An 11,987-nucleotide genomic window follows, 5' to 3' on the forward strand; every position below is an offset into this window, starting at 1 on the left:
CATTACTATAAGTGTGGGTTAATGATTGCAGGAGCTGGTTTTTGATACAGAACGGCTGACCAAAGAGAGCCTGAATAATATCAAACCTGCCAAAATAGTGATTGGCAGGTTGTAGCAAGCTGATGCTTGGAGTTGCGATGTTTAATCTACAGGTGATTAGGCAGCGTAAATTCTTGTCCTTCTGTTACGTCATTAAACTGAGTTTGGGTAAGGCGCATTGGTGTGACTGGCATTCCGTAGAAATCGAATTTATCTCCCTGCACTTCTCCGCCGAGTGTTTTGACGATGTTGACTGTTGTATCGCGAGCTTCGATGTAGATCTCATTTGTTTCTTGCAGGATTTGCGCTAATGAGTATCGAGCTAAGGCTTTCTCTATTCCTAGACCGCGGAACCGGTTGTCGACAACAAAACGCCCCCAGTGCCATTCGCTTTCCTGTTCCCAAGCTGCCACTGCACCCAATACGTATTCCCCTGATCGGGCTAGCCACCACTTTTGGTTGATATCGGCAGACAGAGGAATGAGGCTCTCAGGAATATTTTGTTCATCCGCAAAGGTATCTTGGATCAGTGAATCTATCTCAGCGCGATACACAGGTGTACACGCTTCGATCTGTATTCTGGCTCTGTTGTGAGTGGCGTTTTTACGAAAAGCACTTAATCGTAATGCTCGCAGTCCATCAATCACATTTTTCGTATCTTCTGGATTCATCAAGCTTAGCAGTTGAGACAGCTCATTATTGGCTGAATCATCGGCTTCTTCTAGTCGCTTTAATCCCATCTCTCTCAGTGAAAACAGCTTCTGGCGTTTATCAGTTTCACTTGGTGAGGTCTCGATATAGAGCTTTTCTACCAGAGAATTGAGCGTTCTACTCAGTGATGCTTTTTCGACACTGAGTTGAATGCTGAGCTCAGAAAAAGGAGTAGGTCCGTTCTTACGAAGATAAGTAAGAAGGTGGACTTGTGTCAGAGATAACCCCGAATTGAGGCAGTTCTTATCCAATAGCCCAAGCTCGCGAACGAGATAACGTAACTCGCTTCTGATCTGCATAACTGATGACATACACACTCCATAGAAATATACGTTGATAGTGTCAACAATAATCCTAAAGACCGTTTAATGTCAACAATGTTGATACTATCAACAAATGTACAGTTCTATTTGTTCACCGGTTCCAACAACACCTTAGTCACGAACAGTCGAACTGTTGGGGCAACCACAGCCAATAATAATAAGGCTGATGGAAGCATTTGACCGACAGCGGTTAGCCAAGCATCAAAAAACACGCCGCCTTGTGGTAAGTTTTTAGCAACCATAATGGCAGGCATGCTGAGTAGCATGGTTGGCAGTACCATAGAAACCATAAGTGGGTATTGGAATTTACGTGGTAATTTTTTCATGATGTGCTCCGATTGACTCATTGATGGCACTATTCTAATCTCGGTAGTAACAATCAAAAATAGACAGATTTGAATCTGAATCGTGCATATATGAAAGCTAAAGATATCTCCAATCTATACCTGTTTTGCCAGTCTGTTGAGTGTGGTGGTTTTGCCGCGGCAAGCCTGCAAACCCATGTGTCTGCACCAACCTTATCTAGAGCCGTGGCTCACCTTGAAGATAAACTGGGTGAAAAGCTGGTGCACCGCAATGCTAAGCAGTTCCAGTTGACGACGGCGGGTGATGAGTATTATCAACGCTTTGCTTCGCTTTTTTCTCAGCTTGATCATGAGTGGACTCAGCTATCCAATAGCCAGCCTGTGCTAACCGGTGAGATTCGTGTGTCTTGCCCAGAACCGTTCGCGGATTATTTTCTACAGAAGCTCGCGATTGAGTTTATGGAGATGCACCCAGAGGTGAATATCTCGATTCATTTCAGCGCAGGCACAGAACGCTTCTTTGATGAGCAGATCGATTTGGCCTTGGTGACCAGCCCTCCGCATGCCACACACCTTATCCAACGTCAGTTGTTTGAGTCTCCATTGGTGTTAGCGGCTTCTCCAAGTTATATCGAGAAAAATGGTACGCCAAACAGTGCTGAAGCGTTGGTTTCACATCGCTTGTTGTCTGGAAATAACATGCCTTATTGGGATTTGAAGCAGCAAGGTAAAACCATTCGTGTGCCTTACCAACCTAAGTATTCGGTCAGCAGTTTAAGGCTCAACATTGAGGCGACTTTATTAGGGGCAGGAATATGCTTGATGCCAAAATCGTCATTTGAGCGCTTTGCATCGCAAGATAAATTGGTGCAGGTGTTGCCAGACGTGGAATGCCCAACAGGCAAAGCATTTATGCTGTGGGCGGATAGAAAGCTGATAGCAAGCCGAGTGGTGGCGTTTAGGGATATGATTTTTGAGAGGTTTGAAAATTCTTCTGAGTTTTTGGCATCGATTAATGATGACAGAAACGAATAACGCCAGACTAAGCTGGCGTTGAGGTTTGAACTATTCCGATAGCTCTATTTGTTCTTGTGGTACAGGTAAGCATTGAGCCAAGCTAAACCAAGGATGACCAGCGTCATTACTGGCGGTTTCGATTACAGTGGTAGCACCTCTGCAGGCACGCTTGGCAAAAGGTGAACGTATACCGCAACCACCATGATAGCCGTAGTCAGCAGTGTTGAAGCGAGCATCGCCTTGTTACGTAATTCGGTGTTCAGCTTGCGTCCGCCAATCATAACCACTAACAACAACACACCTGCCGTCATCTCACCTAACTGACCTGCCCAGCGAGAAAGCGTTGGGAAAGGAAGCTCGCTAAACGCAATCTGCTTCGCAAACATGGTTGTGAACGGGTCAAAGAACTTTACGGTGCCTGCCATCAAAAGGAATGCACCCAGTAAGCCAGTCAGAATTTTTTGTGCTTTCAGAGACAGCGCATCACTTGAGTTGTATGAGCGAAATAGGAAAAAGCCGGTGATTAAAAACATCGATCCGATTAACGTAAGCTCAAGAATCAGTTGTTGTGTACTCATAGTCATAACCTTTCAGTGATAAGTGGTGTCGTCGTTTGATGTGCTTATCTTATGCAGGTTCTTAGCATTCAAAAATAGACAATGTTGAACGTGATGAATGCATATTTGAAAGATTGAAAGATTGAAAGATTGAAAGATTAAGCTGTGAAGGTGCCAAACAAAAAAGCCCTGCTGTAAAAATACAGCAGGGCCATATAGTAGGACCTTGATATTGAATCTGTCTTACTTAATCAGAAGTTACGCTTGGTTAAGTACTTCCGATAAGCGTTTCACCGCTTCGGTCAATTCTTCTGGATTGGCGTTAGTGAAGTTCAAGCGCAGTGCAGCTTTTGCTTCATCAGCCTTTGGATAGAATACTGGGCTTGGCACCACCGCCACGCCATTAGAGAGTAGAGTTTTAGCCAGTTCGAAGGTATCGCACTCTGGGGTTTCAACCCAAATGAACATCCCGCCGTCTACTGTTTTCAGTACACAGTCTGCAGGCAGTTGTTTTTCTAGTTCTGAAAACAGCACTTCATAACGAGACTTGTACAGCGTGCGAATGTTTTCCATGTGCAGGTTGAAATCTTCATGTTTCAGAAGACCAACGAGCAGCGCTTGCATTGGCACACTTGAGTGTAAATCTGCGCCTTGCTTCACCTTGATCAGTGGTTCAAGGTAGCTGCATTTACCTGTTACGGCGCCAATGCGTAAACCTGGCGATGCAATTTTAGAGAATGAACGAAGAACGATAGAGTTATCAGGGCAGAACGAAGAAACCATTGGTAATTCTGCGCCTGTGAAACGTAGCTCACGGTATGGCGCATCTTCAATGAATGCCACGTTGTATTTGATACAAAGCTCAGCCACTTTTTGACGAGTTTCTGTTGTCCAACATACGCCTGTTGGGTTATGGAAATCTGGCACCGCATAGAACATCTTTGGAGATTGCTGTGCAAAGCAGGTTTCTAGTTCGTCTAGGTTAGGGCCAAATTCAGTTTGAGACACAGTCACAATGTTCGCTTGAACCAAACCAAACACTTGCATCGCACCCAAGTAGCTTGGCGCTTCCATTACAACCACATCATTCGGATCAACATACGCACGAGCAATCAAATCCAAACCTTGTTGAGAACCGGTACAGATCATCGCCGTATGACTCTCTGGCAATTGGTAGCTTTGCGTAAGGTGGTCAAGTAATGGGCCGTAACCCGCCGTCGAGCCGTATTGGAAAACTTCAGGCATGTTCGCTAGGTTTTCTAGCGTTGGCTTCATTAACTCGATAGGGAATGTTTTCTCATCCGGTAAGCCGCCGGCTAATGAAATCACATTGGGATCGCTTGCGGCTGCGAGGATCTCTCGAATATATGAAGATTGGATCTGTTGTAATGACTGTGCGATTTCCATGTGTTGTGTCTCGTTGTTATTCGTTTTTATTTTATCGCTTGATATTACACGGCAATTGTAAAAACAGGCGTGTCCGTTTATGCTTACAAACATGTCCACTTATGCTATTTGAACGATGTCACGACAACACATATCCCGAATCAATGATGTTCTGTTCCATATTCATCAAGACATCAGCCAACCTTTGTCGGCAAAAGCGCTTTCTGAGATTGCAGCTTATTCCGAGCAACACTTTCATCGCACGTTCAAAAGTGTGGTTGGGGAGTCGTTACATCAGTACATTCGACGCACTCGAATGGAGTATGCGGCCAATCAATTGATGTTCGATACCACGTCGTCAGTGGTAGAGATTGCCAGCAAGTGTGGCTTTAGTTCGGTGTCTTCGTTTAGCAGAGCCTTTAAAGCGACCTTTAACATGTCGCCAGGTGAATGGCGGAAACACGACTTACAGATCGCAGAAAAACCTTATTTGAAAGATCCTGAAGTAGCAGCGGGCTACTTGAATGTCGCGCAGCGAGTGTTACCCGAACCGAAGATCGTTGAAACACCGGAGCGCATGGCGGCTTATGTTCGACACACTGGATACAATCGTTCTATTCGTAATGCGTGGTTGATATTGAAAGCGTGGGCTAATTCTGAGCAGCGTGACTTCTCAAGCCAATTTGGTTTGCATCACTCAAACCCTGCTTGGGTTGAAATGGATCAGTGTCGTTATGTCGCATGTATCGCGATTGATAAGCCGATTAAGTATCGCAGCGTAGTGAACCAGATGGTGATTCCGGGCGGCTTACACGCTGTGTTTCGACTTAATGGTCGTTATGGTGAGCTGCTACCGCAGATCAGTATGGTATTAGAAAAGTGGCTACCTCAGTCAGGTTTCAAGCAGCGATCAACACCAGCTTATGTGCACTATTATCAGAATCACTTTCTTAATAGTGAAGAAGTCTTTGAGCTCGATTTTTATCTACCTGTGAGTTTTTACTAACTGATTTTTAGCCATCAATTTGGGCTTAGTGATAGAAACACTACTCATCAATAGTTGTTCATTAATCACTGTTCATTAATAGCTGTCCATTAATAGCTTTGATGCTAATAACTGAGGTTCGAATAGTTAGGGTGCTTTCTTAAGTCAAACAAATCGAATAAAGAAATGGCAGCCTGTTTGGGCTGCCATTTTCGTTTCAGGATACGAGCCATATGCTCTTGATTTGCAGTGAGAACATCGGGCTACTGTGCCACTTCGTCCACCAGATATAAAATAGATTGATAAGGGATTCCGCTGTGATGCGATAAACCGATCTCACAGGTTCGGCTGTTGCTGAATCCGCGAGTACAATTGCTCGGTACTTGTTCTTTGAGTGGGTGAACCGCCGCTTCATTCAACTCTGGAGTTGTGAAGCCCTTGTCGCCTGCCCAGCCGCAACATTGTATATGTTCAGGAACGATGACATCGGTTGTACATGCTTTGGCTAGATTCAACATGGCACCTTCTAGCCCCATTCTCCGAGAGCTACAAGTCACATGCAGCATCACGGTTTCTTGTATCGGTTGAATGGTTAAGTGCTCAAGCAGGTATTGGTTCACAAACCCTGTCGGTTCTAATACTTGTAGCGGTTTAGTAAATTGCTCAATACTACGTTTTGCACATGGGCTGGTATCCATTAACACAGGGTATTCACCTTGGTTACTGGCTTGCCATAGTGTTTCTTCTAATTGCTGAGATTTAGATTGAGCAAGCTCAGTCATACCTTTGCTGTCATAGGGCATTCCGCAGCATTGGTCGTCTAACTTGTTCGGTAGAATAACCTCGAACCCTGCTTTTTCTAATAGCGACAAAGTCACTTCAGTCAAAGGACGCTGATCTTGTGCATCCACTTGTTGTCCCATAGTACGGCTGGCGCATGAAGGTAGGTAAACCACTTTTTTGACCGACGAGTTGAGCTTTTTCTGTTCATTGTTGTTTAATGAAGAGGCTGCCTGTTCTAACGAATGTGAATTCGCTTGTGGCATTTCAGGCATCCAAACAGGGGTTGCCCCTTTGGTCACTGAGCGCAAACCATTGGTTAATTTCCCAACTGTTTTTGCTCCTAACGCTTTACTGGCTAGTTGGTTGGTTTTTAAACCCGCTTTTGTCAGCTTGGTCGTGGTGGCGAAATGTTCGGCTGTCCACTTTGCAATAGGGGTGAACTTCTCGTATTTAGCGGTACGCAGCTTCTTCATTAAGTCACCAGTGTTGATACCAACAGGGCAGCGCTCAGCGCATAGCCCGGTTGCAGCACAGGTATCAATACCTTGATATTCGAACGTTTTTTCTAGTTCAGAAGCTTCTATGTCTTCACCGGCTGCTCGTCTTTTCTGTAACTCACGGTAGAGCACAATACGTTGGCGCGGTGAAAGGGTTAACGTTCTGGACGGGCAAACGGGTTCGCAAAACCCGCACTCAATACAGCGATCAACCAAGTCATCGGCGGCTGGCATAGGTTTTAAATCTTGAAGGTGCGATTTGGGGTTGTCATTGATGATGACGCCCGGGTTAATGAGGTTTTGAGGGTCAAAGAGTGCTTTGATTTTTTGCATCAAAGCGTAGCCATCTTTGCCCCATTCCATTTCAACGTACGGTGCCATATTACGGCCAGTACCGTGCTCCGCTTTTAATGAACCTTGATATTTAACCGCAACTAACTCGGCGACGTCGTCCATAAAGCCGCCGTAGCGGTCAATCTCGGTTTGACTGTCAAAGCCTTGGGTGAAGACAAAGTGCAAGTTGCCTTCTAACGCATGACCAAAAATGATGGCTTCGTTGTAATCGTATTTATCAAATAGCTCTTGCAGCTCTCGAATACCATTGGCCAAGTTTTCGACAGGAAAAGCCACGTCCTCAATTATTACGGTCGTACCCACTTCCCTTACTGCACCAACTGCTGGGAACATACCTTTACGAATTCCCCAAAGGGTAGCAACGGTTTGGGCGTTTGAGGTGAAAGGAACGGACTCAAGAATCGTGTAATCCGCTAATGCATCCATAATCGATTTACATTGTAAATCTAAGTCTGGCTGGGAGCTAGCGTGAGATTCTACTAAGATAGCTGCGGCTTCTAAATCCAAATTTGGCATGAATTCAGGCATGCCGGGTTTATTGGCGACAGATCTCAGCGCTCGACCATCCATTAGCTCCACAGCAGCAACGGGAGTCTTCGATAAAACCGTGACTGCTTGGCTTGCTTGCTCAATATCGGCAAACACCAACAGGGACGATGCTTTATTAGAATGCTCAACCACTGTGTTGTAGGTGACTTCAGCAATAAAGCCTAATGTACCTTCTGAGCCCACCATGAGGTGTTCGATAATTTCAATTGGGTCGTGGTAATCAACTAAAGCATTGATGGCATATCCGGTGGTATTTTTAAGGCGATATTTATGGCGAATACGCTCAGTAAGAGCTTGGTTGCTGGTGGTTTGATGATGAAGATTTTGGATCCCTGCAATGAAGGCATGATGGGATTGTTTAAAAGCGGCGATGCTTTGTTCATTCGATGTATCAAGCAGGGTGCCATCATTAAAAATGACTTTCATGCTATCAATCGTTCGATAGGAATTTTGCGCGGTGCCACAACACATGCCACTGGCATTATTGGCGGCTATGCCTCCAATTTTGCACGTATTAATAGAAGCTGGATCTGGACCTATTTTTCTTTGAAAAGGCGCCAAGTAACGGTTTGCATCTGCACCAATGACGCCGGGCTGAAGGACTATTTTATTGCCGTTATCGAGGATCTGATGCCCGCGCCAGTCGTCAGTTAGGGTGATTAGAACAGAGTCTGATACTGCTTGACCTGATAAGCTTGTGCCTGCCGCGCGAAAGGTGAAATGGACCCCTAACTCTTGGCAGGTTTTAATGGTGTAAGTGACTTCTTCAATGTTTTTGAGTCGTAAGACAATTTGAGGAACCAGTCGGTAAAAACTGGCATCAGTACCGTAAGCGAGTCGCTTGGCTTCTTGGGTAATGATTCGTTCAGGATCTATGAATTTAGCAAGCTCTGTTTCTAACTGCTGATAAATCGCTATGAGTGGTTTACCAGCTGGTTCTAGCTGTTGGGGTTCAACGTTCGCCATGTTTGCTTCCTTGTGCTTAGTATGCACTGATTTTTCATTTTTATTATTTCTTCCAGTGCTTAGACGGTGTCACAACGTATGTTGAAATGCTGTGACACCGATTAGAATTTAATCTAAGTAGACTAAAGGCTTATATGCGTTTACTTAAGGTTCACTAATGAATCTTGGGATAGGTCATGAATGGTATTTGCCCCAGTTAGGGTCATTGCCACCCGCATTTCTTTGTCGTATAAATCGAGTAAATTCTCAACGCCAGCTTGACCTTGAGCCGCCAGCGCGTAAACAAATGAGCGACCAAGTAAGGTGCAATCTGCGCCCATTGCCATCATTCTCACCACATCGAGCCCAGTACGAATGCCGGAATCGACTAAGATTTTTGTATCGCCTTTTACCGCATCAGCAATCGCTGGCAGTGCTTTTGCACTAGAAAGAACACCATCTAATTGGCGACCACCGTGATTGGAAACCACGATGCCATCTGCGCCGAATCGAACGGCGTCTTTTGCATCTTCTTCATCGAGAATGCCTTTGATGACCATAGGGCCGTCCCAAAAATCACGGATCCACTCTAGGTCTTTCCAAGAAATCGAAGGGTCGAAGTTATCACCTAGCCAACCAATGTAGTCTTCCAATTTGGTTGGAGAGCCACGGTAAGTCGAGATATTACCAAGATCGTGTGGTTTACCGAGTAGACCAACATCAACGGCCCAGCTTGGGTGACGTATCGATTGGAATACACGGCGCATTGCCGCATTAGGACCACTCATACCTGAGTGAACGTCACGGTAGCGAGCGCCAGGTACTGGCATATCAACGGTGAAAACCAGCGTCGTTACGCCAGCGGCTTTTGCGCGTTCGAGGACATTTTTCATGAAGCCGCGGTCTTTCAAAACGTACAATTGAAACCACATTGGGCGCTCAATCGCAGGTGCAACTTCTTCAATTGGGCAAACTGACACGGTAGACATCGTAAAAGGAATGCCTTTATTCGCCGCGGCCTTTGCTGCTTGAACTTCACCACGTCTTGCGTACATGCCCGTTAGCCCAACAGGTGCTAGCGCAATAGGCATCGCCAGCTTTTCACCAAATAACTCGGTTTCTAAGTTGAGATCTGACATGTCGTTCAGCACGCGCTGCTTTAGTGCTATTTCCGCAAGGTCTTCCGTGTTGCGGCGTAAAGTATGCTCACCGTATGAGCCACCATCAATGTAGTGGAAAAGAAAAGGAGGCAGTTTCGATTTCGCTGCTGCTCGGTAATCAGTCGATGCGGAAATAATCATGATGTCAGTCCTAAATTTGGGTACTTACCTGTTCGAAAGTCTGGCGATATATCTTTTTATATCGCCATGCTCGATAAATAATGTGGCGCGTTCAATTAGTCGCTTAAAAAATTAGTTGCTTAAGCATTAATCACTTAAAAATATGTCTTATAAAAATAAAGTGGCGTTAATACCCGTTTGCATCAGTTACCAACTTGCTTGTGGGGAGACGTTGAAGAAAACGTCAGTTCAAACCTGTCGGTAACTTCTGCAATATGTCGGGGAAGTTGGGTATTAACACCAAGTTCGTTACGTTATTTAGCTTTGCACTTACTTCATCAAAGCATCTGTCATGTTGAATCCATAAATAACCACTAGCCCGACAATGCCTGTCATTACGAGATAGTAGAAAGTAGGAATAATGGTTTTGCGTAAAGTGGCACCTTCACGACCAAGCAAGCCAACCGTTGCAGAAGCCGCAACAACGTTGTGAATGGCAATCATGTTACCTGCCGCGGCACCTACCGCTTGTAGAGCCACAACTACAGCACTTGAGATGGTAAGAGTTTGAGCAACTTCGAATTGGAATTGGCTGAACATCATGTTCGACACAGTGTTAGAACCCGCAATGAATGCACCTAAGGCTCCCACTGTGGCACTTAACGCAGGGAATGCACCACCAACTAAGTCGGCCGCAAAGTTCGCCGTGGTAACTGGCATACTTGCTAAATCAGCGCCATTCACACCAGAGTTAATGAAGATACGAACCATTGGGATAGTGAAGACAAGAACAAAGCCTGCACCAATCAGTGTTTTACTTGATTCGCCAAACGCTTTGGCTAGTGGTGCTGCGCTGCGTGATTGCATTAGAACCGCGACAAGTGCTACGAATACTAAGATGCCGCCAGGTAGATACAGAGGCTGAATCGCGGTGCTTACACCCGTTTCGCCAAGGATGTTGCTGAACGATAGGCTAATGCTCTTTAGTAGCCCTTTGAATTCAGGGCTCACTCGGCTTGCAACAAGTGTTACAGCAAGTAGCACATATGGTGCCCATGCCATCGCCATGCTCATTGGTTTGTCAGATTTAGATTCGTTAAGGTCGATCTTTAGTGAACCTAACCATTCTGCTGGCCATTTGTCTTCGCTTTCAAAATCCCATTTAGATTTCGGAACTAAGAAGCCTTTTCTTGCAGCTGTTACCACAATAGATAGACCAATTAAACCACCAATCAGAGAAGGGAACTCAGGTCCTAGGAAAACACCCGTTAGCGCGTAAGGAATGGTGAATGCAAGACCTGCAAATAGAGCGAAAGGCAGAATATCTAACCCTTCAGTCCAGCTCTTATTTTTACCAAAGAAGCGAGTCAGCATCATTGCCATAAGCACAGGAATCATAGTGCCTACACCAGCGTGAATTAACGCAACGCTTGAAGTGATTTGTTGTAGGTAAGCTTCCCATGTAGAACCGTTGGCAATCAGTGCTTCACCAATGTTATGAGTGTCTAGACCTTTGTTAACGCCAACAATGATTGGCGTGCCTACTGCACCAAATGATACTGGTGTTGATTGGATCATCATGCCCATCAATACAGCAGCTAAGGCAGGGAAGCCAATCGCGACAAGTAATGGAGCGGCAATAGCGGCTGGCGTACCAAACCCTGATGCCCCTTCAATGAAAGAGCCGAAACACCAAGCAATGATGATGGCTTGAACGCGGCGGTCAGCGGAAATATCCGTAAACCCGTTGCGAATAGTAGTGATGGCTCCAGTGTGTTTTAAAGTGTTTAATAAAAAGATAGCGCCAAACACAATCCAGAGTACAGACACCGTAATGCCAAAGCCTTGGAATATTGAAGCAAGTACACGTGTACCCGACATATCCCAAACCGTGAGAGCAATGGCTACGGTTAGGGCAAAAGCAACAGGCATGGCTTTTTTAGCCGGCCAATTTAAACCAACCAATAGGATGGCAGCGATAACTATCGGCGAGAACGCCAATAATGCTAGTAGAGTTTCACTCATGGGTACTTCCTCGTACATGGATTCAAACAATCAGGTTTGAAGTTAACAACACGTTATTGGTTCTTATTTTATGACTGCTACTTTCTGAAGCTTTACTGTTAGAGCTCTCAGGAAACCGCTAGGTCTGTAATAGCTGTTTTGTCACAGCTCAATTTGTAATAGTTATAGGGTTAATCGTTGTGATTGAAGTGACCTCAATCGTTATGGTTGTAATTAATTTGTTAATTTGGC

The 11,987-nt window shown here is 45.2% G+C and carries 9 protein-coding genes; 2 read left to right on the forward strand and 7 right to left on the reverse strand.

The window, feature by feature from the left end; all coding sequences use genetic code 11:
• Positions 1-146: 146 nt before the first annotated feature.
• Together F0226_RS04495 and F0226_RS04500 are read right to left on the reverse strand one after the other, a co-directional pair.
• The gene (locus F0226_RS04495) at positions 147-1,061 is read right to left on the reverse strand and encodes a GNAT family N-acetyltransferase (RefSeq protein WP_171734517.1); all 915 of its coding nucleotides are present in this window, start codon (positions 1,059-1,061) and stop codon (positions 147-149) included.
• A 95-nt stretch (positions 1,062-1,156) separates the two neighbouring features.
• On the reverse strand, positions 1,157-1,399 hold the full coding sequence (locus F0226_RS04500; RefSeq protein ID WP_171734518.1) for a DUF2798 domain-containing protein: 243 nt from the start codon (positions 1,397-1,399) through the stop codon (positions 1,157-1,159).
• Between the two features lie 90 nt (positions 1,400-1,489).
• Between F0226_RS04500 and F0226_RS04505 the strand changes: the two genes are divergently transcribed.
• The gene (locus tag F0226_RS04505) at positions 1,490-2,413 is read left to right on the forward strand and encodes a LysR family transcriptional regulator (RefSeq protein WP_171734519.1); all 924 of its coding nucleotides are present in this window, start codon (positions 1,490-1,492) and stop codon (positions 2,411-2,413) included.
• Between the two features lie 122 nt (positions 2,414-2,535).
• Here F0226_RS04505 and F0226_RS04510 read toward each other — a convergent pair whose 3' ends face one another.
• Positions 2,536-2,973, reverse strand: a complete 438-nt coding sequence (locus F0226_RS04510) for a hypothetical protein (protein ID WP_253820755.1) — start codon at positions 2,971-2,973, stop codon at positions 2,536-2,538.
• 237 nt (positions 2,974-3,210) lie between these two features.
• A complete protein-coding gene (locus tag F0226_RS04515; protein ID WP_171734520.1) occupies positions 3,211-4,359 on the reverse strand; it encodes a PLP-dependent aminotransferase family protein in 1,149 nt (382 codons plus the stop codon).
• 115 nt (positions 4,360-4,474) lie between these two features.
• Here F0226_RS04515 and F0226_RS04520 point away from each other — a divergent pair, with 115 nt between their 5' ends.
• Positions 4,475-5,344 carry an AraC family transcriptional regulator gene (locus tag F0226_RS04520; RefSeq protein WP_171734521.1) on the forward strand — a complete coding sequence of 290 codons (870 nt, stop codon included), beginning with the start codon at positions 4,475-4,477 and terminating at the stop codon, positions 5,342-5,344.
• A gap of 242 nt (positions 5,345-5,586) precedes the next feature.
• Here the strand turns inward: F0226_RS04520 and F0226_RS04525 are convergent, their stop codons facing one another.
• From F0226_RS04525 to F0226_RS04535, 3 genes are all read right to left on the reverse strand, one after another.
• On the reverse strand, positions 5,587-8,472 hold the full coding sequence (locus F0226_RS04525) for an FAD-binding and (Fe-S)-binding domain-containing protein (protein ID WP_171734522.1): 2,886 nt from the start codon (positions 8,470-8,472) through the stop codon (positions 5,587-5,589).
• A 140-nt stretch (positions 8,473-8,612) separates the two neighbouring features.
• The gene (gene lldD, locus F0226_RS04530; protein ID WP_171734523.1) at positions 8,613-9,752 is read right to left on the reverse strand and encodes an FMN-dependent L-lactate dehydrogenase LldD; all 1,140 of its coding nucleotides are present in this window, start codon (positions 9,750-9,752) and stop codon (positions 8,613-8,615) included.
• Between the two features lie 309 nt (positions 9,753-10,061).
• Positions 10,062-11,756: an L-lactate permease gene (locus F0226_RS04535; protein ID WP_171734524.1), complete on the reverse strand. Its 1,695-nt coding sequence runs from the start codon at positions 11,754-11,756 to the stop codon at positions 10,062-10,064.
• Between the last annotated feature and the right edge of the window lie 231 nt (positions 11,757-11,987).

It is taken from the genome of Vibrio sp. 99-70-13A1 (genome assembly GCF_013114625.1).
In the GTDB taxonomy this organism is placed as follows: domain Bacteria; phylum Pseudomonadota; class Gammaproteobacteria; order Enterobacterales; family Vibrionaceae; genus Vibrio.

What these genes read in the sequence shown, in the direction of transcription:
- F0226_RS04500 (WP_171734518.1), bottom strand. Translation starts at nt 1,399, where the DNA reads ATGAAAAAATTACCACGTAAATTCCAATACCCACTTATGGTTTCTATG.
- lldD (WP_171734523.1), bottom strand. Translation starts at nt 9,752, where the DNA reads ATGATTATTTCCGCATCGACTGATTACCGAGCAGCAGCGAAATCGAAA.
- F0226_RS04505 (WP_171734519.1), top strand. Translation starts at nt 1,490, where the DNA reads ATGAAAGCTAAAGATATCTCCAATCTATACCTGTTTTGCCAGTCTGTT.
- F0226_RS04515 (WP_171734520.1), bottom strand. Translation starts at nt 4,359, where the DNA reads ATGGAAATCGCACAGTCATTACAACAGATCCAATCTTCATATATTCGA.
- F0226_RS04525 (WP_171734522.1), bottom strand. Translation starts at nt 8,472, where the DNA reads ATGGCGAACGTTGAACCCCAACAGCTAGAACCAGCTGGTAAACCACTC.
- F0226_RS04495 (WP_171734517.1), bottom strand. Translation starts at nt 1,061, where the DNA reads ATGTCATCAGTTATGCAGATCAGAAGCGAGTTACGTTATCTCGTTCGC.
- F0226_RS04510 (WP_253820755.1), bottom strand. Translation starts at nt 2,973, where the DNA reads ATGAGTACACAACAACTGATTCTTGAGCTTACGTTAATCGGATCGATG.
- F0226_RS04535 (WP_171734524.1), bottom strand. Translation starts at nt 11,756, where the DNA reads ATGAGTGAAACTCTACTAGCATTATTGGCGTTCTCGCCGATAGTTATC.
- F0226_RS04520 (WP_171734521.1), top strand. Translation starts at nt 4,475, where the DNA reads ATGTCACGACAACACATATCCCGAATCAATGATGTTCTGTTCCATATT.